The sequence below is a fragment of the Methylobacterium sp. Leaf111 genome (assembly GCF_001423285.1).
Lineage (GTDB): Bacteria > Pseudomonadota > Alphaproteobacteria > Rhizobiales > Beijerinckiaceae > Methylobacterium.
Genome location: NZ_LMNE01000067.1, coordinates 87243 through 112510, shown reverse-complemented (window position 1 = coordinate 112510; position 25268 = coordinate 87243). Strand labels below are relative to the sequence as shown.

The window sequence follows — 25268 nt, the reverse complement described above, 5'->3', positions numbered from 1 at the left end:
GATTCGCCGGCGAGACTTCACTTTATCGCCTATGTTAGGCGTTCATCCTCTTCTCAGGCGCGAGGCCGCCCTCACAATGCTCAGCGGTTCAGCGGTCCTGCGGGTCGGCATTCTCATCGTGGTGGCAGCCGTCCTGGCCGGGATCATCCAAATGCTGCGTCCGCAGGACAGCGGAACACCGGAGACGCCCATCACCCGGACGGCCCCGGAGACCGGGGCCGCCGGAACCCAGGCGGCGGTGCCGCCGGCCGCGACGCGGCCCGTCTCCCCGGTGGCGCCGGCGCCCCTGTCGCAGGCCGTGCCCACCCCGGCGCCACAAGCCGCCGTGCCGCCGACGCCCGCGCCCGCACCGAATGCGCCCCTGCCGGCGCCCGCGCCGACGGCGCCGTCGCCCCATTCGCCAGCGCCGAGCGACCCGGCGCCGGCCCTCCCGGACCTCGGGACCGCCTCCCGCCCGACGCCCCCGTCGGCCGGCGAGGAGGCCATCGACACCGCCGCCGAGACGGCCGGGCCGAGGGGCGTCGCGATCGTCGACCTCAACACCGGAACCGTCGCCGAGCTGAACGGCCTCCGGGGCGGCGGCATGATCGGGCGCGCCATCGTGCAGAAGCGGCCCTACGCCTCCGTCGGCGAGCTCCTGTCGAAGCGCGTCCTTAGCCGGGCGGTCTATGAGCGGATCAAGGATCAGGTCACGGTGCGCTGAGCCCCGTTTCGGGTAGCGCGCCACGCGCCGTCTGCCTAAGATACCCCTCCGGCACGCCGGAAAATCGCTTCGATCACCAGGGACGAGCCATGTTTGCGCAAGCCGGGGGCGTTACCTTTCGCGAGGATCTCGGCGTCGAGGAGACCACCGAGACCGACAACATCGTCCGGTGGGACGGCGAGAAGCTCTACGTGGAGCACGACATCTATCACAACGGCCAGCTGGTCCACCGCAAGTACCGAAAGAACGTCAGCGAGGCGGTGGCCCGGGCGCTGCAGACGCTGATCAACCGCGCGCAGCAATAGGCGGCCGGATCCCTGCGCGGGCGCCTCCGGCGCCGGCGCGCTACTTTCCGATCCAGTCGTGCCCCGCCACCACGGCCTCCACGGTGCGGGTCCAGGTGCCGGGCTGGTCCGTGGACCCGGTTCCGAGCGCGCACTGCACCATGACGCTGTCGCTCCAGCGCCCGTACTTGTAGCCCACCGCCGGCAAGAGCCCGACTCGGACGAAGCCGCAGGCTTCGTGGAGGCGCAGGGACGCCTCGTTCTGGGCGTCGATGTAACCGATCATCTGCCGGTAGCCGCCCGCCGCGCAGGCCTCGATCAGCGCCGGCAGCAAGCGCCGGCCGATCCCCGCGTTCAGGTGCGCGTGGTGGACGTAGATCGAGTGCTTGAGGGTGTAGCGATAGGCGGGACGCTTGCGGAACGGCACCGCGTAGGCGTAGCCCGCCACGATCCCGTCCCGGTCGGCCACGAGGTGCGGCAGGCGCTTCTTGCGCATGGCCTTCCGACGCTTCTTCAGGTCGTCGGGATGGAGCGGGTCCTCCTCGAAATCTCCGACATCGCCGACGCCGCGCCGGATGTGGTGGGCGTAGATGTCCACCATGTCCGGCACGTCGGCATCCGACGAGGGCCGGATGACGAGGTCGGGATCGCTCTCGGCCACGCCCGCCATCAGCGCCCCTCGCGCATGACGCGGGGCTCTCGCATGACATACGTGTGGAACCGGATCGTGCCGTCGGGATCGACGTCGCGGAACACGCCCTGGATCTCGGCCTCGAAGCCCGGGAACAGGTTCGCGGAGCGCTCGAACATCTTGAAATAGTCCAGCATGGGTTTGGCCCGCTCGTCCAATCGCTCGCCCGGCAGCACCGTGCCGATGCCCGGCGGGTAGACCAGAAGCAAGGTCGTCGCCACGCGGCCCTCGGCTTCGGCGATCGGCACGTAATCGACGTTGTTGCGGGTGAGCTGCTGGACCGCCTCCTTCGGCGTCATCACCATCTCGGGCAGGTGCCCCGGCTCGAACTGCTTGCGCTGGAGCGTGCTGGTGCCGTGCTCGCGATGGAAGGCGTGGAAGTCGGCGCACAGGTCGCGCAGGCGCACGCCCTTGTAGCGGTTGGGCCGGCGCCGGACGAATTCGGGCATCGCCTCCTCCAACGGCACGTTGTCGTCGTGCAGGCGCTTGAAGGCGACCAGCCCCGAGATCAGCGTGCCGGCCTTCGAGGATTCGACGCCCGGCGTCAGCAGGAAGAGCAGCGAGTTGAGGTCGTTCTTCTCCGGCACGATGCGGTTTTCCCGCAGGTACTGCGCCACGATCGGCGCCGGCACCCCGTGCGCGGCATATTCCCCGGTGTGCCGGTTGAAACCCGGGGTCAGCACGGTGAGCTTGTTGGGGTCGGTCATGGCGTAGTCGGGCGCCACGTGGGTGAAGCCGTGCCAGTCGGCGCCGGGTGTCAGTTCCCAGTACTTCACGTTGCCGGCGAGTTCGTCCGTCGACAGGCTTTCCCACGGCACCTTGCCGTCCGGTCCCTCGACCGTGTCCGGCACGAAGGGATCGAAGAACCAGCGCTTGAGCGGATCGCCCTCCTTCTCCTCGAACTCGCGGCGGATGGCGCGGACCTTCTTGCGCCACTCGATTCCGAGGCGGATCGTGTCGTCCCACAGGACGACGCCGGAGCGCCCCTTCATCATCTGCGCGCCGACGTCGAGGGAGGCGAACAGGGGGTAGAACGGCGAGGTCGAGGCGTGAACCAGGAAGGTCTCGTTGAAGCGCCGGTGCTCGATGCGCCGGGTCTGGCCGCGGATATGGCTGTCCTTGGTGTGGATCTGCGAGGCCTGGGAGAAGCTCGCCAATTGCTTGTGGGTCGATTGCGTGGCGATGATGCCCGGCGAGGTCTCGTCGAGGCCCTTCAAGCCCATCGCGAAGCGGCCGGCGAAGAGCGGGTGGAACTTCATGAAGCCCGCCCAGGCCTCGTCGAAGAGGATGTAGTCGCAGAGATGCCCGATCTTATCGAGGATCATCTGCGCGTTGTAGATCGTGCCGTCATAGGTGCACTGCTCGACCACCGCGACGCGGAACGGCCGCTCGCGCCGCCAGGCCTCCGTGTCGGTGATCAGCGGGTTGGTGCGGATCTTCTCGCGGATGCGCGTCTCGTCCAGGGCCTCGTGGTACATCGGGCCGATCAGGCCGTAGGCGTTGCGGTCGGTCTCCAGGAAGACCGGGATCGCACCGCCGAGGAACAGCGCGCCGTGATGCGCGGCCTTGTGGTTGTTGCGGTCGAACAGCACGAGGTCGCCCTCGGCGACCAGGGCCGAGAGCACGATCTTGTTGGAGGCCGAGGTGCCGTTCAGGACGAAGTAGGTCTTCTCCGCCCCGAAGATGACGGCCGCCTCCTTCTGCGCCTTCAGGGCCGGGCCCTCGTGGACGAGGAGATCGCCGAGATCGAGCACCGAGTTGTCGAGGTCGTCGCGGAACACTGCCTCGCCGAGATGCTCGACGAAAATCCGCCCGATCGGGGAGCGGTTGTAGAAGATGCCGCCGTTGTGGCCCGGGCAGGTCCAGAGCTGGTTGCCCTGCTCGGCGTAATCCACCAGCGCGCCGAAGAACGGCGTCTTCAGGGTCTCGGCATACTGCTTCACGCGGCTCACCAGGCCGCGGGCGATGTAGTCCGGGGTTTCTTCCGCCAGGAAGATGTAGCCGTCGATGAAGTCCAGCACCTCGACCGGGATATCCTCCAGGCGCTTGCGGCGGACCATGATGACGATGGGCATCTCCAGCCCGCGCTTGCGCATCAGGTTGATGAGGGCCGCCGCCTTGCCGTCGAGGCCACGCTTGCCCCAGTCCACCACCATGCAGCCGATGGCTGAATCGGTCTGGACCGCGATGGCCGCATCCTCGACGCGGCGGGCCCGCACCACCTCGAAGCCGAGCTTCTCCACGGAGCCGATGATCTGCTGGACGCGCACGCCCTCAAGATCGTCCGGGTCGAAGTTCGGCGCACACATCAGGACGGTGAAGCGGCGGAAGAAGTCCATGCGGAAAAGGCTCCCAGAGGCGTTTGGCGCACCGTTCGCGACGGGACGTGACGCTTCGATGACGATCGTGCGGCGGTCGCGGTGTTTTCAGGTACGCCCCGCCGCGACAGAGAGCCGGCTTACGATCCGCCGCGCCGTTTGACGAGCCCGCGCGGGCGGATCATGTGGTCGACCGCCAGCGCCGCGAGGCCGCAGATCAACAGGACGAGACGCGCGCCGTTCTCGACCTCGCCGAGGACCAGCCCCTCGATGGTCAGGCCGAACCTGCCGGTGCCCCGGGTCGGCGGCAGCACCCGCGCGGTGCGGATCGACGGTGTGACGAGCGGGCGCTTTGTCTCGGCGGCGTTTCACCCGGCGATCTCGTCCCGCGGCAGGCGCGAGCGCCCGGACAGGACCGGCCGGGCGCGGCGGAGGGAATGGAGGCGCGGAACCAGGCGGGCGGCCCTGTCTCCGGCAATCCTTCCCCGCCGGCGCCGGGAGACAGCGCCATTTCACCCGCGACAAACGCCCCGGCATCGGGCTTGCTCCGCGCAAGGCAGAACAGCGGGGCGGCATGGTCGAGAAGCTTTTTCACGCAGGGATGAGCCTCGCCCTGCTGCTGGCCGTGGCCGTGCTGTTCTCCACCAACCGGCGGGCGATCTCGCCCCGCGTGGTCCTCTCGGCCCTGGCGCTGCAGGTGGCGCTGGGGGCCCTGGTGCTGTTCATCCCGGCGGGCCGGACAGGCCTCGCGGCGGCGGCGGGATTCGTCCAGACCGTGCTGAACTACGGCGACCGGGGCACCGCGTTCCTGTTCGGCGGCCTCGTCGAGCCGCGGATGTTCGAGCTGTTCGGCGGCAGCGGCTTCATCCTGGCCCTGCGCATCCTGCCGCAGATCCTCTACGTCTCGGCGCTGATCGCGGTGCTCTACCATTTCGGGGTGATGCAGGCGGCCGCGCGCGGCATCGGCGCCGTGCTGCGGCGGCTGATCGGCACCTCGCCGATCGAGACCTTCTCGGCGGTGATCACCATCGCCATCGGCCAGAGCGAGATCGCCATCGCGCTGCGCCCGTTCCTGGGGGCGCTGACCTCGGCCGAGCTGTTCGCGGTGATGTCGAGCGGGGCCGCCTCCACGGCGGGCACGATTCTGGCCGGCTACGCGGCCCTGGGCGTGCCGATGGAGTACCTCCTGGCGGCCAGCGCCATGGCGGTGCCGGGCGGGCTTCTCTACGCCAAGATCCTGGTGCCGACGACGGAGCCGAGCCGGGTCACCTCCACGCGGGTCACCTTCGCGGAGACGCGGGCGGTCAACGTGATCGAGGCGGCGGCCGACGGCACCCAGAAGGGGCTCGCCGTGGCGGTCTCGGTGGGGGCGATGCTGATCGCGTTCACGGGGCTGATCGCCCTGCTGAACGGGTTCATGGGCTGGACGGGGGGCTTGTTCGGCTATCCCGCCTTGAGCCTGGAGGGGGTGCTCGGCGCGGTGTTCGCGCCGCTGGCCTGGCTGATGGGCGTGCCCTGGGACCAGGCCGGCCTCGTCGGCGGGGCGCTGGGTCAGAAGATCGCCTTCAACGAGTTCCTGGCCTACGCGCAGCTCTCGCCGGTCCTGAAGGCGGGCAGCCTCGATCCGCGCACGGCCGCGATCCTGTGCTTCGCGCTCTGCGGCTTCGCCAACCTGACCTCGGTGGCGATCCAGCTCGCGAGCCTCGCCAGCCTCGCGCCCGAGCGCAGGGCGGAGATCGCCCGCTTCGGCCTGCGCGCGATCCTGGCCGGCACCCTGTCCAACCTGACGAGCGCGACGCTCGCCGGGTTGTTCATCGGGGCCTGACGGCAGTGCCGGCCGGGATGCTTGCGCGGAGGGTCATGCGGCGGCGAGTTTCGCCGCCTTGACCTTTGCGGGGCCGGCCTTGGCGACGGCCGTGAGCGGCAGCTCGATATCGATGTCGAGGGTCGACATGTCCTGGCCGCGGTCGAGGCGGATCTGGACCTTGTCGCTGTTGACCTCAACGTGCTTGGCGATGACCGCGAGGATCTCCTCGCGCAGCACCATCACGAGATCGGAGCCGCCGACCCCCGCCCGTTCATGGGCGAGGATGAGTTGCAGGCGGTCGCGGGCGACCGGCGCCGAACCGCGCCGGTTGAACATGTTGAGGAGGCTCATGCTGCCCTCCGGGTGAAGAGTTTGTCGAGGAAGGACTTCTTGTCGGTGGGGACCGACATCGGGACCGCATCGCCGTTGAGGCGGCGCACGGCGTCGGTGTAGGCGCGGGCCGGGGCGCAGAGCGGATTGTTCAGGGTCACCGGGCAACCGACGTTGGAGGCGCGCAGGACTTCCATGCTCTCCGGAATGATGGCGAGCAGCGGGATCGAGAGGATCTCGAGCACGTCCTCGATCTTGAGCATGTCGCCGCGATCGGCCCGGGCAGGGTCGTAGCGGGTGAGGATCAGGTGCTTCTCCATGGTCTCGCCGCGCTCGGCCTTGAGGGTCTTGGAGTCGAGCAGGCCGATGATCCGGTCGGAGTCGCGCACCGAGGAGACCTCGGGGTTGGTGACCACCACCGCCACATCCGCGTGGCGCATGGCCAGCGTGGCGCCGCGCTCGATGCCGGCCGGGGAGTCGCAGATCACCCAGTCGAACTTCTCGCGCAGCTCGTCCATGACGCGGGCGACGCCCTCGTCGGTGAGCGCATCCTTGTCGCGGGTCTGCGAGGCGGGCAGCAGGTGGAGCTTGTCCAGGCGTTTGTCGCGGATGAGGGCCTGGTTGAGCTTGGCGTCGCCGTTGACCACGTTGATGAGGTCGTAGACGACGCGCCGCTCGGCGCCCATCACGAGGTCGAGGTTGCGCAGGCCGACATCGAAGTCGACCACCGCCACGCTCTTGCCGGCCTGCGCGAGCGCCGCGCCGAGGGCCGCCGTCGTCGTCGTCTTGCCGACGCCGCCCTTGCCTGATGTCACGACCAGAATTTTGGCCATATGAGCTGTCTCCTCAATCCAAGGATGCGAATTTGATGGCGCCGCCATCGAGCCAGATTTGCACGGCCTTGCCGCGCAAGTGGTTGCCCATCTCCTCGGCCGTACGGACGAGGCGGTCGATGCCGAGAAGCTCGGGCTCGAACTTGCGGCAGCAGATGCGGGCGCGGGGGTTGCGGGCGGCGCCGGCGATGGCCCGGCCGCGCAGCGCGCCGTAGACGTGGATGGAGCCGCCGGCGAGGATCTCCGCGCCGGAGGAGACCGACCCCATGACGGTGACGTCGCCGGTGGGGTGGACGATGGATTGCCCGGACCGGACCGAGCCCTCGATGGTGAGGGACGTCGTGGCCGGCTCGGGAGGTGCCGGCGGCACCTCGGGCTCCGGCTCCGGCTGGGCCGGGATCTCGATCGTGTTCGAGGGCCGTCCCTGGACGAGGAGCGGCGGGCGCCCCGGTCCGAGGAGAGACACGTCCGTACCCTCGATGCCGAGGATGCGGATCTGCCGGCTGCCGAGTTCGGCGAGCAGGCTGTCGAGGTCAGGCGCGGCGGGCGCCAGCGCCGCCACGTCGAGGATCAGGGCGCGCCCGTCGAACAGGGTCGGCGAGCGCTGGAGCGCCTCGTCCAGATCGGCGAACCAATCGGGAAGCGGTGTCTCCGGGGCCAGCACCAAGGACTTGAAGGCGCGGCCACGAAGCTGAACGGGTCTGCGGGGAGGGCTTGTGTCAGTCACGGGCTCTCGCGATTCCTTACCAGACCATTGATGCCCGGTATGGTTACCGCTTCGTTAACAACCCGTGTTCAAAGGATTAAAGGCGCGCATTTTCCTCTGATCCGATGATCCAGGGATGGAGCACGCGAACAAGCATCGGCCCCGGACGGCGCGCGCGACGGCCTGGGGCCTGTCGCACGCCCCCTCCGGGGCCGGGTCCGTATGTGAGGGTCATCGCCCGAGCGACGCCCGCCGTCACCGCGTGGTGGGCAGCAGCCAGTTCGGCAGCCACATGGCGATGCCGGGGACGAGGCAGAGGATCAGGATCGCCACCGCCATCAGGATGACGAAGGGCAGCGTGCCCCAGATGATGTCCTTCAGCGGGATGTCGGGGGCGATGTTCTTGATGACGAAGATGTTCAGGCCCACGGGCGGGTGGATCAGGCCCATCTCCATGGTGATGGTCATCACGACGCCGAACCAGACGAGGTCGAACCCGGCCGCCTTCAGGGGCGGCAGGATGATCGGCGCCGTCATCAGGATGATCGAGACCGGGGGCAGGAAGAAGCCGAGCAGGATCACGAGGCCGAGGATCGTCACCAGCAGCACCCAGGGGGAGAGCTGCATCGCCACGATCGCGGCCGCAGCCGACTGCGAGATGTGCAGGTAGCTCATCACGTAGGCGTAGAGGAGCGACATGCCGATGATCAGCATCAGCATGGTCGATTCCCGCAGGGTCGCGGTGAGGATCGGGCTGACGTCGCGCGGGCGCCAGACGCCGTAGATGACGGCGATCAGGCCCAGCGCCAGGAGGCCGCCGAGGCCCGCCGTCTCGGACGGAGTGGCGTAGCCGCCGTAGAGCGCCACCATCACGCCCGTGAGCAGGATCACGAAGGGCAGCACCCGCGGCAGCGTCGAGAAGCGCTGACGCATGCTGTAGGTGTCCTCCGCGAGGATCGCCGAAGCGGTGCCGTTCCGTTCGTAGGCGACCTTCGCGGCCGCGTATTCCGCGCGGAACCGGTAGACCGACCAGGCCGCGAACAGGCCGACCAGGAGCAGGCCCGGTCCGATGCCGGCGAGGAACAGGCGTCCCAGCGACTGCTCGGCCGCCACCGCGTAGAGGATCATGGTGATCGAGGGCGGCAGCAGGATGCCGAGGGTACCGCCCGCCGCGATGATGCCGGCGGCGAAGCCCGGCGAGTAGCCGCGCTTGCGCATCTCCGGGATGCCGGCCGAGCCGATGGCCGAGCAGGTGGCCGGGCTCGACCCCGCCATGGCGGCGAAGAGCGCACAGGCGAACACGTTGGCGATGCCGAGGCCGCCGGGGATGCGGTGCATCCAGGCGTGCATGGCCGAATAGAGGTCCTGGCCGGCCTTGGACCGCCCGATCGCCGCGCCCTTCAGAATGAAGAGCGGGATCGACAGCAGGGTGATCGAGGCCATCTCCTCGTAGACGTTCTGCGCCACCGTATCGAGGGAGGCGCCCGGCATGAAGACATACATGAAGGCCAGGGCGACGAAGCCCAGGGCGAAGGCGATGGGGATGCCGGCGAGCATCGCGCTCAGGGTGGCCCCCGCATAGAGGAAGCCGATGGCCGCGACGCTCATGGATGCCTCCCGGTGACCTTCGTGTCCGGCACGGTGTTGGCGAGGGGATCGCCGAGGGGCCGCGTGCCCGTCGGTGTGGCGCCGGACTGCCCCGCTGCATCGCGGTTGAGATCGGCCCCAAGGCCGATCTTGGGGTTCGCCCAGCCCGCCTTCTCGGCGCCGTAGAGGATCTCCTCGGCGATCTGCAGGGCGAACTGGAGGCCCAGCAGGGTCATGCCGATCGCCATCAGGATGTAGGGAATCCAGAGCGGCGGCCCCCAGCTCGACTGCGACACCTGCCCGTCGACCCAGGCCTCATGAAGCAGAGTCCAGCTTTTCCAGGCGAAGAACGTCACGAAGACGAAGCTGATCACGTCCGCCACCAGGAGGCGGGCGCGGTTGACCCGCGGCGAGAGCAGGCCGGTCAGCGCCTCGATGGCCACGTGGCCGCGCTTGGCCTGCACGGCGGCGGCCGAGAAGAAGGTGGCGCCAACGATGAGGAACACCGCCATCTCGTCCTGCCAGTCGGTGGGCTCATGCAGGACGTAGCGGATGACGACGCTGTAGCTGAGGACCAGGCAGGCGCAGACGAGCGCGATGCCGCCCAGCAGCATGATGACGTGATTGACGCCCTTCAGGGCCCGGTCGATGGTGCCGAGGAGCCCCGGAACCCGGGGCTCTGCCGTCGTGTGCGTCGCGGCGGCGGCCGAGGCCGCGTCGAAGGCGTGGCTCACGACACCTGCTCCGCCAGCTTGAGGAGCTCGGCGCAGCCGGCCGACTTGCCGGCGAAGTCCTTCCAGGCGGTATCCCGGGCGATGTCACGCCACTGGCCCAGGGTCTTCTCGTCGAGGTTCTGGACCTTCGCGCCGGCCTTGGCGAAGATCTCCTCGACCTTGGTGTCGTCCGCCTTGGCCCCGGCCTGCCCGAACGGCTCGAGCTCGGCGCCGATGGTCATGATCAGGTCCTGCTGGTCCTTGGGCAGGCGCTCGAAGGCGAGCTTCGACATCATCAGCGGCTCCAGCATGAACCAGTAGGAGCGCTCGCGGCCCGAGGTCAGGGCCTTGCCCAACTCTTCCAGGCGGAACGAGATCAGGCTGGTGGACGAGGTGATGACCGCGTCGCAGGCGCCCGTCTGCATGGCGGCGTAGGACTCGCTCGAAGGAATGGAGAGCGTGGCGGCGCCGGCCTGCTTCATCATCAGGTCCATCTCGCGCGACCCGCCCCGGACCTTGAGGCCCTTGGCGTCGGCCGGCGCGTAGAGGGGACGCTCCCGGCTGGCGACGCCGCCCGCCTGCCAGACCCAGGAAACGAGGATAATGCCCTTCGCGTCGAGGATCTCGGTGAGCTTGCGGCCCACCGGCGCCTTCTTCCAGGCGATGGCCTGCTCGTAGGAGCTCACCAGCGCCGGCATCAGCCCGATGTTCAGCTCCGGCACCTCGCCGCCCGCGTAGGGCGAAGGGTAGAGTGAGAGGTCGAGGGCGCCCTTCCGCATGGCCGCGAACTGGGCGTTCGTCTTCATCAGCGACGAACCCGGATAGACCTGCACCTCGAGGGCGCCCTTCGAGCGCTCGGCCAGGGCCATCGCGAACTTGCGGCACATGCGATCGCGGAAGTCGCCCTCGTCGATGGTGCCGCCGGGGAACTGGTGGGAGAGCTTCAGGGTGGTGGCAGCCTGGGCCCGCGAGCCCAGGGACAGGATGGCTGGGGCGGCGAGGCCGCCGGCAACGAGGGCACGGCGTGTCAGCATCATGGCGTGTCTCTCCCTAGGCCGGACCCCGGCCGCTCGTTTTTGCAGCGCAGCATTTATACTGCACCGCGTCTTCGTTATACATGAAACGACGCCTTGTATATTTTGTCAACGCGATTGAATAATGGTGGACGCCTGATTTTTGCGAGTCGGCGGGATTAGGACGGGCCGGGATCTCAGCGCATGAACCAATCGCGCCGCCTCAGGCAGACCATCGAGACCGAGATCGTGGACGGTCGCCTCGCCATCGGCGCGCGCCTGGACGAGACGGAACTCGCGGAGCGATTCGGGGTCTCGCGCACGCCGATCCGCGAGGCGCTGCTGCAACTGGCGATGACGGGCCTCGTGGAGATCAAGCCCCGGCGCGGGGCCATCGTCAGCGCCCCCGACCCACAGCTCCTGATCGCGATGTTCGAGACCATGGCGGAGATCGAGGCCTCCTGCGGGCGGCTCGCGGCGCGCCGGCTCATCCCCGACGACGAGGCCGCCCTCAAGGCGGCCCTGGCGGCCTGCGCCGCCTCGGCCGCGGCCGGCGACCCCGAGACCTATTACGCGGAGAACTACATCTTCCACACGGTGGTGTACCGGGCCTGCCGGAACGGGTTCCTGGAGGAGCAGGCGCGCCAGCTGCACCGGCGGCTGGCGCCCTTCCGCCGACTCCAGCTTCGCGCCCGTAACCGCCTCGGCCAGTCCCTGGCCGAGCACGACGCCATCGTGGCCGCCATCGTGTCGGGCGACGAGACCGCGGCTTCCGACCGGCTGCGGGCGCACGTCATCGTCCAGGGCGACCGCTTCTCGGATCTTGTGGCGGGTCTGCGCTCGATCAACGCCGCGGCCTGACCCTTCGCGGAGGGCTTCGCTCGCATCGCCGCCCGGGGCGACGACACAACTGGTGGATGTCGCCGGGTGAAGGGCAAGTCAATCTTAAGGGAGGCCCGCTAATCGAGGAACGCTCTTTCTCGCCAAGCGGTCACCGGCTTTCCCCATGCGCCTCTCTCTCAAGTCGACGCTGATCGGCCTTTTCGGTCTACTGGCGCTCATCACCACCGGGCAGGGCCTCGTCTCGTTGACGAAGATGGCTGCCATCGGCGACCGCATCACGGTCCTGTCCGACAACGCCCTCCCCTCCGTCGATGCCGCCCATGCCATGAACGCCCTGGTGATGCGGATCCGGCTCTGGCAGTTCCGCTACGTCATCGCCGACACCGCCGAGGAGCGCACCAACAGCGTCGCGCAGGCCGCGACCCTGGCCACGGACCTGGAGACCCGGCGCGCGGCCTACGGGACCCTGGTGAGTTCCCGCGCCGAGGGCGCCCTCTACGACGAGGTCAGCGCCAAGCTCGCCCAGATGGGCCAGGACTGGACCCAGCTCCGGGCCATCGACCCCGCCCGGCGCGACGAGGTCCTGACCCTGTTCCGGGGGCCGATGAACGCCAACTACCTCGCCACCAGCGCCAGCATGCGCAAGCTCGTGACGCTCAACGGCGAGGCCGGCGAGGCCGCCAAGGCGGCGGCGCGGGCGGAACAGGCGAGCGCCGTGCGGACCACCCAGGTCACGCTCGGGCTCTCCGTCCTCATGGCACTGGCCGCCATGGCCCACACGATCCGCGGTATCACACGGCCGCTGGGCGCGATGACGGCGGCCATGCGGCGCGTGGCGGACGGCGAGGCCGAGACCGAGATCCCCAGCGTCGGCCGCCAGGACGAGATCGGCGCCATGGCCGACACCCTCGAGACCTTCCGGGCCAACCTCCTGCGCAGCCGCGTCCTCGAGGAGGAGACCCGCCTCGCCCGCGCCGGCGCCGAGGCGCAGCGCAAGGCCGCGATGCGCGAGATGGCCGACGGGTTCGAGGGCGCCGTCGGCGGCATCCTCGACCGGGTGACCGCGGCGGCGGGCCAGTTGCGCGGCACGGCCCAGAGCATGGCGACCACCGCCTCCGAGACCGCCCAGCAATCCGGCACGGTCGCGGCGGCGGCGGATCAGGCGGCCTCCAATGTCGGCATGGTGGCGGCCGCCGCCGAGGAACTCGGGGCCTCGGTCCAGGAAATCGGGCGCCAGGTCGACGGCTCCACGGAACTCGCCCAGCGGGCGGTGGACGAGGCCGCCCGGACCGCGTCGCAGGTCCAGGAACTCAGCGCCGCCGCCGCGCGGATCGGCGACGTCGTCGCCATGATCTCGACCATCGCGGGCCAGACCAACCTGCTGGCCCTCAACGCCACCATCGAGGCGGCGCGGGCCGGCGAGGCCGGTCGCGGCTTCGCCGTGGTGGCGGCCGAGGTGAAGGAACTCGCCAACCAGACGGCGCGGGCCACCGAGGAGATCAGCGGCCAGATCGGCCGCATCCAGGGGTCCACCGGCCAGGCCGTGACCGCGATCGAGGGCATCAGCGGGCGGATCCGCGAGATCAGCCACGTGGCGACCTCGATCGCGGCGGCGGTGGAGGAGCAGGGCGCGGCCACCCAGGAGATCGTGCGCAACGTCAGCGAGGCCGCCACCGGCACCGGCGAGGTCACGACCAACATCGCCGGGGTCGCCGGAGCGGCCGAGGCGACCGGCGCCGCCGCGTCCCAGGTCCTGGCCTCGGCCTCCGAGCTCTCGCACGAAGCGGAGCACCTCGCCCAGGAACTGGCACGCTTCCTCGGCACGGTTCGCGCGGCTTAATCAAATAGAATGTCCCCGCGGGCAATCACGCCAGATCCTCGCGCGGACTCTTTACTTTCCTCGGTTTCGATCGTCCAATAACCCTTGCGGGGCGTACGGAAACGGTCTTGCGAGGGAGGGAACGATGATGACCCGACATCTTCTCGGTGCGGCTCTGGCCGCGTGCCTCGTCCTGCCCGTGGCGGCCCGCGCCGACACCGCCGCCACGGCCGGGCGCAGCGCCGCCGAAACCTGGGACAAGACCTACAACAGCGGCGACATGGACGCCCTGGTTACGCTCTACGCCCCGGACGCGCTGGTGATCCCGAAGGGCGCGGCGATCTCGGGACCGAGCGAGATCAAGACGTTCTTCTCGGGGCTGAAGGCAAAGGGCTTCGACGATCACCGGATCACCGTCCAGTCCGCGCGGGAGACAGGCGACGTCCTGGTGCTGTCCGGGCGCTGGGAGATGAACGGCCCCGGCGAGGGCGGAGCCCGAAAGAAGTTCGAGGGCAACTGGATCAACGTGATGGAGCGCCGCCCCGACGGCTGGCGCACCGTGCTGCACACCTGGAACTAGCGCTCGGAGCGGCGCCGCCCGCGCCCCCCCCCGGCGGATGGCCCGCCGGGTCGGACCGGCGCGAGGAGGGATGGCGGCTCAGGCCGCCGACCCGGCTGCCTCGCGGCTGGCGGCGCCGAAATTCTCGGCGATCACCGGGGTCCGGGCCCGGATGTGGGCGCGCATGAGCAGGGCGAGCGCTTCGCCGTCGCGGGCGCGCAGCAGCGTGATCATCCGCTCGTGCTCGGCCACCGACTGCGCCCACTGCTCCGGCGTCTGATGCACGGCGTAGCGCGAGCGCTGGATGCGGCCCGAGAGGCTGTCGTAGATGCCCCCGAGGGTGGCGTTGCGGCTGGCCCGCATGATGGCCTCGTGGATCTCCCGGTTGAGGGCGAAGTAGACCCCCTCCTCGCCAGCCCGCCAGGCCGCCACCATGGCCTCGTGGTCGCGGGAGATGCCGTCGATCTCCGCGTCGGTGATGATGCGGCAGGCGAGATCGGCGGCGGTGGCCTCCAGGCCGGCAATGACCTCGATCATCTCCTCGATCTCGGACTGCGACAGGCTGGCGACGCGGGCGCCGCGATTGGGCAGCAACTCGAGAAGCCCCTCGGTGGCGAGGATCTTGATCGCCTCGCGCAGGGGCGTGCGGGAGATGCCGAAGCGTTCGGTCAGTTCGCTTTCGTTGATCCGCGCCCGCGGCTCCAGCTCACCCGAGCGGATGAGGTCGCGCATTCGGTCGACGACCTCATCGTGCAGATAGCGCCGGTTGATGCCGAGGCCCGGTTCGATCTTGTTCATGGGTCCACGACGTCTGGAAGAGGAATGAAAAATACTCCCTCTGGTAATGCGTCGACTGAGACCTGTCGAGGGAGTGCGGAACTATAGCCCGGTTCCGCGCACAGGCCTCCGGCGAAAGCCAGGCGACCCCACCGGGATGACGGATCCGCGGGTCTTCGAGCCGCCTGCGGCCTCACCCGACACCACCCCGCCCTGATCCGGCGGGAGTGTCTCTCAGCGAAGCTCCTCGTGCCAGGTCCGGCCGTCGCGCTCGATCAACGCGATGGCGGCGGTGGGACCCCAGCTTCCGGCGGGATAGGGGCGCGGCGGCTCGGGCCGGTCGGCCCAGGCCTTCAGGAGGGAATCGGCCCAGGCCCAGGCGACCTCGACCTCGTCGCGGCGCATGAACAGCGTGGCGTTGCCGCGCACCACGTCCATGAGCAGGCGCTCGTAGGCATCGGGGTAGCGCTGCTTGAAGGTCTCCTCGAAGGAGATGTCGAGGTTGGTCGGCCGCAGCCGCATCCCGCCCGGACCCGGATCCTTGGTCATGACTTCGAGCTTGATCCCCTCTTCCGGCTGGAGCCGGATGACGAGGCGGTTGGGCTCGCGTCCGAAGGATTCCGCCGGGAAGATCGAGAACGGCGAGGCGCGGAACTGCACCACGATCTCGGACAGCTTCCGAGGCAGGCGCTTGCCGGTGCGCAGGTAGAACGGCACGCCGGCCCAGCGCCAGGACTGAACCTCGAGTTTCAGGGCGACGAAGGTCTCGGTCCGGCTGTCGACGTCTCCGCCGAGATCGGTGCGGTAGCCGTCCACCGGCTGGCTGCCGACGGCGCCGGCCGAGTACTGGCCGCGCACCGTCACGCTCTGCACGTCGTGCGGCGTGATGGGCTTCAGGGCCCGCAGGACCTTCAGCTTCTCGTCGCGCACCGAATTGGCGTCGAGGGAGAGCGGACTCTCCATCGCCATCAGGCAGAGGAGCTGCAGCATATGGTTCTGGACCATGTCGCGCAGCGCGCCCGAGGTGTCGTAGTACCCCGCGCGGCCCTCGACTCCGACGGTCTCGCCCACCGTGATCTGGACGTGGTCGATGACGTCGGCCGTCCAGAGCCGCTCGAAGATGGTGTTGGCAAAGCGCAGGGCCAGCAGGTTCTGCACCGTCTCCTTGCCGAGATAGTGGTCGATGCGGAAGATCTGCTCCTCGGGAAACACCGTGCCGACCGCATCGTTGATGGCGCGGGCCGACTTCAGGTCCTTGCCGATGGGCTTCTCCAGCACGACGCGGGACTTCTCGCCGATCAGGCCGTGCTTGGCGAGATTCTGGCAGATCGAGCCGTAGAGGTCGGGTGAGGTGGCGAGGTAGTAGGGCCGCACCTGGTCCGGGCGCTCGGCGAGCTTGGCGGCCAGATCCTCCCAGCCCTCGTCGCCGGCTCCATCGACCGCGACGTAATCGAGGTGGTCCAGGAAGGCGGCGAGCTTGTCCTCGCCGATGTCGCCGGCCGGAACGAAGCGCTTGATGGCGTCGCGGGCGCGCTCGCGGAAGGCCTCGGTGGTCATCTCCGAACGCGAGGCGCCGATGATCCGGCTCGTCTCCGGAATCTGTCCGTCCATGAAGCGGTAGAACAGGGCCGGCAGCAGCTTGCGCGTGGTCAGGTCGCCGGTGGCGCCAAAGACGACACAATCGAAGGAGGCGACGGGGATAATGGTGGCCAAGTGCGGCTCCCGTTCGGTTTGCAAGTCAGGCGGTTCGCGGGTCGGCAGGCGAGTCGGTTTGCAGGTCGGTTTGCGGGTCGCGACGAATCGCCCCCGGTGTGTCGGCTTCCCCGCGACGCTATGCAAGGCACCCGCCACCCGAGGGGCGTGCGGGAGGGCACCCCTCCCCGCGCCCGGTCACGATCCGGCGAAACGCGTGAACGCCGCTCCATGGTTCGGATGCCAGCGGGACAGCGCCGGCCGGTTCTCGATGATGTCCCCGGCCGCCCAGGCGATCCGCTTCTCGTCCTGTGCCCGGGTGGTCTCGTTGTCCGGACACAGGATGTAGAAGTCGCCCCGGGCCAGTCCGGCCATCAGGGCATCCACAGTTTCGTCCGGCGTCCAGGCGCCGGCGGGCTTCTCGCTGACCCCGCGGGCCCGCGTCAGCCCGGTATAGACGAATCCCGGGATGAGCAGGTGCGCGCTGACGCGGACGCCCTCGCGTTCGCGCAGGTCGTGGGCCAGGGCCTCGGTGACGACCTTCACCCCCGCCTTCGAGACATTGTAGGGCGTGTTGCCGGGCGGCGTGGTGATGCCCTGCTTCGAGCCCGTGACCACGATGGCGCCAGGCTCGGTCCCGGCCATCATCGCCGGTGCGAAGGCCTGGATGCCGTTGATGACGCCCCACAGATTGATGTCGAGGATGCGCGCCCACGTCTCGGGGTCCGAGAACAGCCGTCCCCCGGCCTCGATCCCGGCATTCAGCATGACCACGGCCGGCGGCCCCTCCGCACAGGCCGCCGCGCCCAGGGCCGCGACGGCCTCGGGCCGGGCCACGTCCGTGGCCATCGCGTGGACGGACGCCGCCGTCCCGCCGCGCGCGACCTCGGCGCGGGCCGAGTCCAGCGCCGCGCCCGGCAGGTCGGCGAGCCAGACCCGCATGCCCGCCGCGGCGAAGCGCCGGGCGGCCGCCAGCCCGATGCCGCTCGCCGCCCCGGTGACGACGGCGGTCCGCCCCGCCTGAATTGCCGGATGGTTGGTCATGGCCGCTGCTCCTCTGCCGTTCCGGGGCGGGAGTTAGGGCGCGCGCCGGCCCCCGTCACGGCACGGCAGGAGATTGGTAACCGTCTGTGCGCATGGTCGGGGAGACTTGCCACTCGAAAGGTTCGCGATGCTTTCGCGCCACAGGACCGTCGCTCTCCGCCCGCACCGCCTCCGCGCGGGCCTGTCGCCCCTGGCCCTCCTCTGGGTGCTGGGCGGCGCCGCCACGGCTCAAGTCTCCGGCGCGCCGGAAGCCCCCGCGCCCGCGAAGGCTCCGAAGATCGAGAGCCTCACCACCACCACCGCTCCGGCGACGCCCGCCGTCCAGGCGATCGCACCGGGCGCAGCCGAGGCCACCGCCGCCCCGGCTGCCGCCCAGGCCCGGAAGTCGCGCGAGCTGCCGCCGCTGGTGGTGGCCCGGGTCTCCGCCGACCCGGTGCCGACCCTCAGTCCCGCGACGTTCCTCGACACCCTGCGGATGGCCGACCGCTATCAGGCCATGGTGGATGCCGGCGGCTGGACCGCGCTGCCCGCCGACCTCGTGGTCAAGCCCGGCGCCGGCCATCCGGCCATCCCGGCCCTGCGCAAGCATCTCGCGCTCGTGGGCGACCTGGCTGCCGATGCCCCGATGAACGACCAGCTCGACGCCACCCTGGTGGCGGCCGTGAAGGCGTTCCAGGCCCGCCACGGCCTGCCCGAGACCGGGCTGATCGGCCGCCAGACGGTGGCGGCGCTCAACGTGCCGGCGGCCACCCGCCAGCGCCAGCTCGCCGCCTCCGCCGCGCGCCAGATCGGCTCGAACTTCGCCTATGGCGACCGCTACGTGGTCGTGAACATCCCCTCCGCCACGGTGGAGGCCGTGGACCACGGGGTCGTGGTGCGCCGCTACGTGGCGGTGGTCGGCAAGCCCGACAAGGCGACGCCGCGGATCGAGGCCCGCATCACCGACGTGAACCTCAATCCGACCTGGACCCTGCCGGTCTCCATCATCAAGAAGGAGATCATTCCGAAGATGCGCAAGGATCCCGGCTACCTCGCCCGGGAGCGCATCCGCATCCTCGGTCCCGGTGGCGTCGAGGTCGACCCCACCGCGATCGACTGGTCGAGCGAGAAGGCGGCCAACTACACCCTGCGGCAGGATTCCGGCCTGGACAATTCCCTGGGCCAGGTGCGCATCGACATGCCGAACAAGCAGGCGGTCTACATGCACGACACGCCGTCGAAATCGTTGTTCGCCCGCGAGGTGCGGTTCCATTCCCATGGCTGCGTGCGCGTCGCGCAGGTGAAGGAGCTCGCCGGCTGGCTGCTCGAGGGCACGCCCGGCCCCAACGGTCCCGGCTCGACCTGGGGCCCGATCGAGATCGAGACCAGCATCGCCACCAACGAGCGCCTCGACATCAAGCTGCCGAAGCAGATCCCCGTGACCTTCGTGTATCTCACCGGTTACGCCACCCCGGACGGCCGCGCCCATTTCCGGGACGACATCTACGGGATCGACAGCCCGGCGGTGCCGATGCCGGACGTGGCGGCGACGGGTACGATCGCGCCGCCGACCGCTCCCAAGTCGGCGGCCGTGCCCGCGACGCCGAAGGCGTCCAGCACCGGGTCCGCATCCGCCCGGACTCCCGGCGACAAGCCGTCCCTTGCCAAGCCGTCCCTTGCCAAGCCGTCCCTTGCCAAGCCGTCCCTTGCCAAGCCGGTTCAGGCTGCGCCGGTCCCACCCAAGCCCGTGCCGAAGGTGATCGCGGATAAGGGAGCCGTGCCCGGCGCGGCCCCGGCTCAGAGCCCCGGCAAGGCAGCTGCGCCCAGGCCGACGAGTACCGGCGCCGAGAAGACGGCAGGCGATTTAGTCCCCCCGGGATCGATCCCCAGCCGCGCGGCGCTTCCCCCCACGGATTGAGCCCAAGCCGGCCGTTCCCCTATCGCAAGGGCTCGCCCGGCGCGATGGGGGGCGCCTTCCTCCGGTCCGCCCCGGCCACCTGTCGTGGCCCGTCCGCTCGGACGCTCTCGGGAGTCGACGCGCGGCTGACAAGACCCGGGATCGCCATCAATTGATTGGTATCATCTTGCGAGCGCGTTCCGACGGGGGCCGTGCGAGGAGACAGATCACCCAGGGTCCGGCGGAACGCGCGGAGCAGCGTCGCAGAGCGAGGTGGTGAGTCTCCTGCCTGGCACCTGGCCATGGCGGTCTCGTGGGTTCTGTCTCGACGTGCCAGCGGCCTTGATCGAGGGCGTACCGCGCGTGGCAAGGTGCGTCGGACGAGGCGCCTCAGAGAAGCGTGACCTTGCCGTTGCCGATGTCATAGAAGCCGCCGACGACCTTCACCTGCCCGCGGGCGACGCGGTCCGAGAGGATCGGCCCGGCCTGCTCGAGACGCCGGACGTTGTGCCGGACATTCTGGGCGATCGCCTCGGCAAGGGGATCAGGTGCCCGCGCTTTCTCGGCCAAGTCGACCGCCGGCCGGATCGCGTCGATCAGCATCGGCAGATGGCCCGGAAGCACGACGTTCGTCTTCATGACCTCGATCGTCGCCTTGACGGCACCGCAATCGGAATGGCCCAGCACGAGGATCAGCGGCGCGCCCAGCACCGCCACGCCGTATTCGAGGCTGGCGAGGCTGTCGGTGTTGACGAAATTGCCCGCGACCCGGACGACAAACAGGTCCCCGGGTCCCTGATCGAAGACGAAATCCGGTGCGACTCGGGCATCGGCGCAGCCGACCACGCAGGCGATCGGATGCTGTGCGGCGACCCTCGCCGCTCGGCCGGCGGAAAAGTCCCTGTACGACGGCGTATTCGCTGCGTAGCGCCCGTTGCCTTCCAGCAGGCGCGCGAGAGCCGCGTCGGGCGTCATGACGTTCGACCCCGAGACCTCCGCGGCCGCTCCGGGTGCCGCCGGCATGGCGAGCGCGCCGGCAGCGACGGCGGTCAGCAAGGTGCGGCGTGAGACATGAGATGCATGCTGATCACACACGGTCGCAATTCCTAGTCGAAATACTTATGCCTAATCATCTCAGGGTTGTATCACGCCGGTTTTCCGTCGCCAAGTCCGAACTCCGCAGGAAGTTCGGGACGTGACAGGGCTCACGGGTCAGCGCTGACCGACCGCTCCGATAGACCGCAGGGCAGGCAGGCTGGACGATCATGTTCGCGCGGGTTGATGGGCTCGGGTCGAGGCCCGTTCTCCGCGAGCTATGGGGATTTCCGGTGACGGAGGTGGTCAGGCGGCGCGGTGATCTGGGTTCGCTGCGACCTCGGTCCCGTCGCGGACGACGACGCCGGCCACGACCTTCGGCACCGGGTTCTCGCCCTCAGCCGAGCTGGACCACGTCCTGAACGACCGCGAGCAGCCGCGCGTCGCCGTGATCGTCAACGGCCTGAGCGCGGTGAACATCGACGCGGATCTGGTGCGAGGCGGCCATCCGGACCGCCCTTCGACGTCCGCCCGATCGACACGGGGCCGGGGCGCCTTCGAGGCCGCCCCCTATCGCGGAAGGCCCGATCCGTTCCCGGTCCGGCAGCGGGGCGCCTGAACGGCGCCCCCGTCCGGTCGCCCGCGACGGAGCGACCGGACGGGTCGGCGATCAGGAATCGAGGCCGCCGTCCTCGTCGATGTCGACCAGGAACACGATGTCGGCATCCTCCTCGTCCTCGTCGTCCGCCTCGTCGTCGTTCGAGGCCTCGGCATGGCGGGCATCCGGCTCGTAGGGCTCGTCCTCCTCGGAATCGTCCTCGGCGAGGGCGTCCTCGAAGATCTCGATCTCCTCCTCGGTGGCCGCCCGGACCTTGAGCGGAGAGGTGCCGTTCCACAGCACCTTGCCGTCGCTCTTCATGGTCTGGATGTCGTCCTTGAAGCCATCGCAGGTGAAGAGGTCGTTGGCGACCTCCTCGGAGCCGTTGATGACCGCGATGGCCACGCCATCGATCTCGAGTGTGAACATCGCGAATCCTTGTTGTCTGCAGCCTCGGGGCCGCCGTCCGTGTAGGGGCGAACGGGGCGGAGGCCAAGGCCCGGACGGGCGGGGGTTGGTTTGCGGCGGGTGGCCGGGCCTCAGGCCCCGCCGCTCGCCCGGGCGATGGCGCGCTTGACCACGCCCTGCACGTCGGGATTGGACAGGAACAGGTCGTGGTTGATGAGGCCGCCGCCGTAGTCGGAGGCGTCGGCCACGCGGACCCCGAGGGCTTCCAGGCGCTCGCGATCCGCCGCGCCGGCGCGCACGATGCCCCCCGCGATGGCCCCGGAGAGCTCGAGGGCGCGGTCGTTCGTCGACGAGATCACCGTGATCTTGTGCACGTCCGGCCCCATCCGCTCCACCGCGCTGGTGAAGAGGTCGATGTCGATGTCGGGGGCGGCCAGCACCACCGCGCCGATGCGGGCCATGGCGGCCTCGCCGGCCTCGGCCCGCAGCATGCGCAGGGTCTCCAGGGTCAGCAGCGTCCCCATGGAATGCGCGACGATGTTGATGCGCCCGCCCGAGGGGGAGTTCGCCAGCGCCTTCAGCAGGTCCTCGAAGCCGTCGCGCGACCACAGGGCGCTCTCGCGGTCGTAGCCGTAATCGAAGGTGGCGGCCGCCGAGGGCCAGGTGAACAGGGCCGAGGCGCCGCGGAAGCGGATGCCGTCGGAAAGCTTGGCCGCACTCAGGGCCGCCGACTGGAAGCTCTCGCGGTAGCCGTGGACGTAGATCAGCACGTCGCGCCCCAGCGCCGCCTGGGCGAAGGCGGCGGCCGCCCCCGCGCCGGTCTCGACCTGCGGTACCGCCGTCACCGCCCAGTCGCCCGTCACCACGGAGGAGACCTTGCCGATCAGCGAGCGGTCGGGCGCCGACAGCCGCACCTCGGCGAAGCTGAGGCCCCGGCCGCGCTCGGAGGTGAAGTAGGGGCTCTTCGGTGGCGAGCCGACGGGCTTGCGCGTGGTGGCCACCAGCAGCACCGGGCTGACGTCGAGGGCCGACTGGCGCTCCGGCGCGCCGCCCCCGACCGCATCGGTGACGAGGCCGTCGGCGACGCAGCCGGCCAGCCCGGGCGTCAGGCCGGCCACCCCCGAGAGGGCGGCGAAGCGCAGCAGCGCGCGACGGGTGGGAGGCTGGGATCGGATCATGGGTCGGAGCTCGGGTCGGATCATGTCGTGCAAGGCGGCCCTGAACGTGGTGGCCCCGGGACGGGCGCAGCGCGTCAGTATCCTGTCGATCAGGATCGTGACCATGGCGGGGCGGAGGCGTGGCCGTGGCGATGTGGATTGCGGGCAGAGGCAGGGCTGTGGCCCCGGACCCACAGGGCGGCACGCCCCAGGTTCACGCCGGTTTGCGGGGGAAGCGCCCGCGCGCCGGGCCGCCCCCCTCGACGAAACCGGGCCGGACCGGCAAAGAAGACAACCATGGCCGCCTCCCCCGCACCCGCCCTCGACATCGATGCCCTGCGCGAGCGGCTGCTCGCCGGAGACCGCGCCGCCCTGGCGCGGGCGATCACGCTGGCCGAATCGAAGCGGCCCGATCATCGGGCGGCGGCGCGCGGCCTCATCGACGCGGTGCTGCCGCAGACCGGCACGGCGATCCGCGTCGGCATCACCGGCGTGCCCGGCGTCGGCAAGTCGACCACCATCGACGCGCTCGGCGCCAACCTGACGGCGGCCGGCCACAAGGTGGCGGTGCTGGCCGTCGACCCCTCCTCGACGCGCACCGGCGGCTCGATCCTCGGCGACAAGACCCGGATGGCGCGCCTCGCCCTCGACCCCAACGCCTTCATCCGGCCCTCCCCCTCCTCCGGCACCCTGGGGGGCGTCGCGGCCAAGACCCGCGAGACCATGCTGCTCTGCGAGGCGGCGGGCTTCGACGTCATCCTGGTGGAGACCGTCGGCGTCGGCCAATCCGAGACGGCGGTGGCGGACCTGACCGACTTCTTCCTCGTCCTGATGTTGCCGGGAGCCGGCGACGAGCTCCAGGGCATCAAGAAGGGCATTCTCGAACTCGCCGACATGATCGCGGTGAACAAGGCCGACGACGGCGAGGGCGAGCGCCGGGCCAGCGCGGCCGCCTCGGAGTATCGCGCCGCCCTGCACATCCTCTCGGCGCCGAGTTCCACCTGGACGCCCCCGGTGGTCACGATCTCGGGCCTGAACAACAAGGGCCTCGACGGCCTGTGGGAGCGGATCGTCGACCATCGCAACAAGCTCACCGCCACGGGCGAGATCGCCGCGAAGCGCCGGGCCCAGGACGTGAAGTGGATGTGGGCCCTCGTGCACGAGCGCCTGCATCAGCGCCTCGTCGGCTCGGCCGAGGTGCGCCGCCGGACGGCGGAGGCCGAGGCTTCGGTGGGGCGCGGGGACGCCTCGCCCGCCGCCGGGGCGGAGGCCATCGCCACCCTGATCGGCCTCTGATCCGCATGACGGGACCGCTGCTGGTCGCCGGCTTCGGTCCGTTTCCCGGCGTGCCGCGCAATCCGAGCGCGGCCCTGGCTCGGCGCATCGGTGCCCTCGCGCGCCCGAAGCTGGGCGGCATTCCAGTGCGCGTGCTGATCCTGTGCACCACCTATGCGGCGATCCCCGACAGGCTGGCGCCGGCCCTGGCCGAAGCGCCGGCCGCGATCCTCATGCTCGGCGTCGCGACCCGCGCCAAGCGGGTCCGGGTGGAGATGCAGGGCCGCAACCGCACGAGCCGGCTCTTTCCCGATGCCTCCGGCCGGACCGCGTCGCGCCTGACCCTGGAGCGGGATGGTCCGCCCGCGCGCCGCTCGCCCACGGCGGCCTCCGCGCTCGCGACGCTGCGCGGGCACGGGATCGCGGCGGTCCCCTCGCGGGATGCGGGGCGCTACCTCTGCAACGCCAGCTATTTTCGCGCCTTACGCGAATCACCCCCGGCGCTGTTCGTGCACATCCCGCTCCCGCCCCGGACGCAGCGGCCCGCAAAGGCACCCGTGCGGCCGCGGCGCGAGGCCCCCGGGGAGCGTCTCGCCCGGGCCTGCGCGGAGGTCGCGCGCCGTCTGGTGATCCGCGGCCGGGCGCGCGGCTGAGGGGCGTGCGACAGGGCCCTTTGCCGGCGCGGGAAGATTTTCACCCCCGGCATGGGTCTCCTTCGCGCCGTCGGGCGTTCTGTGAACGTCGGATACGGACGCCCCGACCCGGACGGGCGGTCCGCATCATCCACGTTCAGGAGAGAGACCATGGTCGATACGGATCGCATCGTCGGCGCCGCCAAGGAGTTCGGCGGTAAGGTTCAGGGCGCCGCGGGAGACCTCGCCGGTTCCTCGCGCACCTCGGCCGAGGGTCGCTACCGCGAGGCCGAGGGCCGCGCGCAGGACATCTACGGACAGGCCAAGGACACCCTGCGCGACGTCGCGGACAACGTCTCGGATTACGCTGGCGACGCCTACGAGCGCGGCGGTACCTACCTGCGCGACGGCAGCCGGGTGGTGGGTCACCGCGTGGAGGAGAACCCGTTCATCGCCCTCGTGATCGCGGGCGCCGTTGGCTACGGCCTCGCCCTGCTGCTGCACGGGCGCCGCTGAGCCCGCACCCTAGCCGCCCCGCTCCGTCCGCCATCGCGGCGGAGCGGGGCGG

General features: G+C 70.1%; 25 protein-coding genes. 10 read left to right on the top strand and 15 right to left on the bottom strand.

The genetic code is table 11. The features are described from left to right. Window positions 1-76: 76 nt before the first annotated feature. Both ASF41_RS21085 and ASF41_RS21080 read left to right on the top strand, forming a co-directional pair. Complete coding sequence (locus tag ASF41_RS21085; RefSeq protein WP_056496703.1) at window positions 77-703, top strand: helix-hairpin-helix domain-containing protein; 627 nt, start codon at window positions 77-79, stop codon at window positions 701-703. 89 nt (window positions 704-792) lie between these two features. Beyond that, on the top strand, window positions 793-1008 hold the full coding sequence (locus ASF41_RS21080) for a hypothetical protein (protein ID WP_056212048.1): 216 nt from the start codon (window positions 793-795) through the stop codon (window positions 1006-1008). A 40-nt stretch (window positions 1009-1048) separates the two neighbouring features. Here the strand turns inward: ASF41_RS21080 and ASF41_RS21075 are convergent, their stop codons facing one another. From ASF41_RS21075 to ASF41_RS25305, 3 genes are all read right to left on the bottom strand, one after another. Next, complete coding sequence (locus ASF41_RS21075; protein ID WP_056212046.1) at window positions 1049-1657, bottom strand: GNAT family N-acetyltransferase; 609 nt, start codon at window positions 1655-1657, stop codon at window positions 1049-1051. Beyond that, window positions 1657-4017, bottom strand: a complete 2361-nt coding sequence (locus ASF41_RS21070; protein WP_056350881.1) for an Orn/Lys/Arg decarboxylase N-terminal domain-containing protein — start codon at window positions 4015-4017, stop codon at window positions 1657-1659. Before ASF41_RS21070 ends, ASF41_RS21075 begins: the two co-directional genes overlap by 1 nt. Window positions 4018-4136: 119 nt before the next feature. Continuing rightward, on the bottom strand, window positions 4137-4310 hold the full coding sequence (locus ASF41_RS25305; RefSeq protein WP_156653421.1) for a hypothetical protein: 174 nt from the start codon (window positions 4308-4310) through the stop codon (window positions 4137-4139). A gap of 260 nt (window positions 4311-4570) precedes the next feature. On the opposite strand from ASF41_RS25305, the gene ASF41_RS21065 reads away from it, so the two are divergent. Next, entirely contained in the window at window positions 4571-5821 is a 1251-nt protein-coding gene (locus tag ASF41_RS21065) for a NupC/NupG family nucleoside CNT transporter (RefSeq protein ID WP_056496700.1), read from the top strand. 33 nt (window positions 5822-5854) lie between these two features. On the opposite strand, the gene minE is transcribed toward ASF41_RS21065, so the two are convergent. The 6 genes from minE to dctP all read right to left on the bottom strand — a co-directional run bounded on the left by minE (window position 5855) and on the right by dctP (window position 11009). Beyond that, window positions 5855-6154 carry a cell division topological specificity factor MinE gene (gene minE / locus ASF41_RS21060; protein ID WP_056212040.1) on the bottom strand — a complete coding sequence of 100 codons (300 nt, stop codon included), beginning with the start codon at window positions 6152-6154 and terminating at the stop codon, window positions 5855-5857. Continuing rightward, window positions 6151-6966: a septum site-determining protein MinD gene (minD, locus tag ASF41_RS21055; protein ID WP_056212038.1), complete on the bottom strand. Its 816-nt coding sequence runs from the start codon at window positions 6964-6966 to the stop codon at window positions 6151-6153. Before minD ends, minE begins: the two co-directional genes overlap by 4 nt. 13 nt (window positions 6967-6979) lie before the next feature. Further along, entirely contained in the window at window positions 6980-7693 is a 714-nt protein-coding gene (minC, locus tag ASF41_RS21050; RefSeq protein ID WP_056212036.1) for a septum site-determining protein MinC, read from the bottom strand. 234 nt (window positions 7694-7927) lie between these two features. Continuing rightward, window positions 7928-9280 carry a TRAP transporter large permease gene (locus ASF41_RS21045; RefSeq protein WP_056212034.1) on the bottom strand — a complete coding sequence of 451 codons (1353 nt, stop codon included), beginning with the start codon at window positions 9278-9280 and terminating at the stop codon, window positions 7928-7930. Next, window positions 9277-9993, bottom strand: coding sequence for a TRAP transporter small permease (locus ASF41_RS21040; RefSeq protein WP_056212032.1), 717 nt, complete (start codon window positions 9991-9993; stop codon window positions 9277-9279). The genes ASF41_RS21045 and ASF41_RS21040 overlap by 4 nt, the downstream gene beginning before the upstream one ends. Next, window positions 9990-11009: a TRAP transporter substrate-binding protein DctP gene (gene dctP, locus ASF41_RS21035; RefSeq protein ID WP_056212030.1), complete on the bottom strand. Its 1020-nt coding sequence runs from the start codon at window positions 11007-11009 to the stop codon at window positions 9990-9992. Before dctP ends, ASF41_RS21040 begins: the two co-directional genes overlap by 4 nt. 180 nt (window positions 11010-11189) lie before the next feature. Here dctP and ASF41_RS21030 point away from each other — a divergent pair, with 180 nt between their 5' ends. From ASF41_RS21030 to ASF41_RS21020, 3 genes are all read left to right on the top strand, one after another. Then, on the top strand, window positions 11190-11846 hold the full coding sequence (locus ASF41_RS21030) for a GntR family transcriptional regulator (protein WP_056212028.1): 657 nt from the start codon (window positions 11190-11192) through the stop codon (window positions 11844-11846). Between the two features lie 145 nt (window positions 11847-11991). After that, window positions 11992-13668, top strand: coding sequence for a methyl-accepting chemotaxis protein (locus ASF41_RS21025; RefSeq protein ID WP_056496697.1), 1677 nt, complete (start codon window positions 11992-11994; stop codon window positions 13666-13668). Between the two features lie 124 nt (window positions 13669-13792). Further along, the gene (locus ASF41_RS21020; protein ID WP_056496694.1) at window positions 13793-14227 is read left to right on the top strand and encodes a DUF4440 domain-containing protein; all 435 of its coding nucleotides are present in this window, start codon (window positions 13793-13795) and stop codon (window positions 14225-14227) included. Between the two features lie 78 nt (window positions 14228-14305). Here the strand turns inward: ASF41_RS21020 and ASF41_RS21015 are convergent, their stop codons facing one another. From ASF41_RS21015 to ASF41_RS21005, 3 genes are all read right to left on the bottom strand, one after another. After that, on the bottom strand, window positions 14306-15004 hold the full coding sequence (locus ASF41_RS21015; RefSeq protein ID WP_056212020.1) for a GntR family transcriptional regulator: 699 nt from the start codon (window positions 15002-15004) through the stop codon (window positions 14306-14308). Window positions 15005-15217: 213 nt separating this feature from the next. Then, entirely contained in the window at window positions 15218-16696 is a 1479-nt protein-coding gene (gene zwf, locus ASF41_RS21010) for a glucose-6-phosphate dehydrogenase (RefSeq protein WP_056277483.1), read from the bottom strand. A gap of 177 nt (window positions 16697-16873) precedes the next feature. Continuing rightward, window positions 16874-17719, bottom strand: coding sequence for an SDR family NAD(P)-dependent oxidoreductase (locus tag ASF41_RS21005; protein ID WP_056496691.1), 846 nt, complete (start codon window positions 17717-17719; stop codon window positions 16874-16876). 127 nt (window positions 17720-17846) lie between these two features. On the opposite strand from ASF41_RS21005, the gene ASF41_RS21000 reads away from it, so the two are divergent. After that, complete coding sequence (locus tag ASF41_RS21000; RefSeq protein WP_082504722.1) at window positions 17847-19616, top strand: murein L,D-transpeptidase; 1770 nt, start codon at window positions 17847-17849, stop codon at window positions 19614-19616. 369 nt (window positions 19617-19985) lie between these two features. Here the strand turns inward: ASF41_RS21000 and ASF41_RS20995 are convergent, their stop codons facing one another. From ASF41_RS20995 to ASF41_RS20985, 3 genes are all read right to left on the bottom strand, one after another. Beyond that, window positions 19986-20690 carry a carbonic anhydrase gene (locus ASF41_RS20995; RefSeq protein ID WP_056496687.1) on the bottom strand — a complete coding sequence of 235 codons (705 nt, stop codon included), beginning with the start codon at window positions 20688-20690 and terminating at the stop codon, window positions 19986-19988. Window positions 20691-21300: 610 nt separating this feature from the next. Next, window positions 21301-21657 (bottom strand): hypothetical protein, encoded by a 357-nt coding sequence (locus tag ASF41_RS20990; RefSeq protein WP_056212012.1) that lies wholly within the window; start codon window positions 21655-21657, stop codon window positions 21301-21303. Window positions 21658-21767: 110 nt separating this feature from the next. Continuing rightward, window positions 21768-22814: an alpha/beta hydrolase gene (locus ASF41_RS20985; RefSeq protein WP_056212010.1), complete on the bottom strand. Its 1047-nt coding sequence runs from the start codon at window positions 22812-22814 to the stop codon at window positions 21768-21770. Window positions 22815-23090: 276 nt separating this feature from the next. Between ASF41_RS20985 and meaB the strand changes: the two genes are divergently transcribed. The 3 genes from meaB (at window position 23091) to ASF41_RS20970 (ending at window position 25216) form a co-directional block, all read left to right on the top strand. Further along, window positions 23091-24089, top strand: coding sequence for a methylmalonyl Co-A mutase-associated GTPase MeaB (gene meaB, locus ASF41_RS20980; RefSeq protein WP_056212008.1), 999 nt, complete (start codon window positions 23091-23093; stop codon window positions 24087-24089). Window positions 24090-24094: 5 nt separating this feature from the next. Further along, a complete protein-coding gene (locus tag ASF41_RS20975; RefSeq protein ID WP_056496684.1) occupies window positions 24095-24721 on the top strand; it encodes a peptidase C15 in 627 nt (208 codons plus the stop codon). A gap of 150 nt (window positions 24722-24871) precedes the next feature. Beyond that, entirely contained in the window at window positions 24872-25216 is a 345-nt protein-coding gene (locus ASF41_RS20970; RefSeq protein ID WP_056277469.1) for a CsbD family protein, read from the top strand. The last annotated feature ends 52 nt before the right edge of the window (window positions 25217-25268 follow it).

Bases quoted from the DNA above. Each gene is read 5' to 3' on its own strand.
- ASF41_RS21085 (WP_056496703.1), top strand. From the start codon at position 77: ATGCTCAGCGGTTCAGCGGTCCTGCGGGTCGGCATTCTCATCGTGGTG.
- ASF41_RS21080 (WP_056212048.1), top strand. From the start codon at position 793: ATGTTTGCGCAAGCCGGGGGCGTTACCTTTCGCGAGGATCTCGGCGTC.
- ASF41_RS21075 (WP_056212046.1), bottom strand. From the start codon at position 1,657: ATGGCGGGCGTGGCCGAGAGCGATCCCGACCTCGTCATCCGGCCCTCG.
- ASF41_RS21070 (WP_056350881.1), bottom strand. From the start codon at position 4,017: ATGGACTTCTTCCGCCGCTTCACCGTCCTGATGTGTGCGCCGAACTTC.
- ASF41_RS21065 (WP_056496700.1), top strand. From the start codon at position 4,571: ATGGTCGAGAAGCTTTTTCACGCAGGGATGAGCCTCGCCCTGCTGCTG.
- minE (WP_056212040.1), bottom strand. From the start codon at position 6,154: ATGAGCCTCCTCAACATGTTCAACCGGCGCGGTTCGGCGCCGGTCGCC.
- minD (WP_056212038.1), bottom strand. From the start codon at position 6,966: ATGGCCAAAATTCTGGTCGTGACATCAGGCAAGGGCGGCGTCGGCAAG.
- ASF41_RS21045 (WP_056212034.1), bottom strand. From the start codon at position 9,280: ATGAGCGTCGCGGCCATCGGCTTCCTCTATGCGGGGGCCACCCTGAGC.
- dctP (WP_056212030.1), bottom strand. From the start codon at position 11,009: ATGATGCTGACACGCCGTGCCCTCGTTGCCGGCGGCCTCGCCGCCCCA.
- ASF41_RS21030 (WP_056212028.1), top strand. From the start codon at position 11,190: ATGAACCAATCGCGCCGCCTCAGGCAGACCATCGAGACCGAGATCGTG.
- ASF41_RS21025 (WP_056496697.1), top strand. From the start codon at position 11,992: ATGCGCCTCTCTCTCAAGTCGACGCTGATCGGCCTTTTCGGTCTACTG.
- ASF41_RS21020 (WP_056496694.1), top strand. From the start codon at position 13,793: ATGATGACCCGACATCTTCTCGGTGCGGCTCTGGCCGCGTGCCTCGTC.
- ASF41_RS21015 (WP_056212020.1), bottom strand. From the start codon at position 15,004: ATGAACAAGATCGAACCGGGCCTCGGCATCAACCGGCGCTATCTGCAC.
- ASF41_RS21005 (WP_056496691.1), bottom strand. From the start codon at position 17,719: ATGACCAACCATCCGGCAATTCAGGCGGGGCGGACCGCCGTCGTCACC.
- ASF41_RS21000 (WP_082504722.1), top strand. From the start codon at position 17,847: ATGCTTTCGCGCCACAGGACCGTCGCTCTCCGCCCGCACCGCCTCCGC.
- ASF41_RS20990 (WP_056212012.1), bottom strand. From the start codon at position 21,657: ATGTTCACACTCGAGATCGATGGCGTGGCCATCGCGGTCATCAACGGC.
- ASF41_RS20985 (WP_056212010.1), bottom strand. From the start codon at position 22,814: ATGATCCGATCCCAGCCTCCCACCCGTCGCGCGCTGCTGCGCTTCGCC.
- meaB (WP_056212008.1), top strand. From the start codon at position 23,091: ATGGCCGCCTCCCCCGCACCCGCCCTCGACATCGATGCCCTGCGCGAG.
- ASF41_RS20975 (WP_056496684.1), top strand. From the start codon at position 24,095: ATGACGGGACCGCTGCTGGTCGCCGGCTTCGGTCCGTTTCCCGGCGTG.
- ASF41_RS20970 (WP_056277469.1), top strand. From the start codon at position 24,872: ATGGTCGATACGGATCGCATCGTCGGCGCCGCCAAGGAGTTCGGCGGT.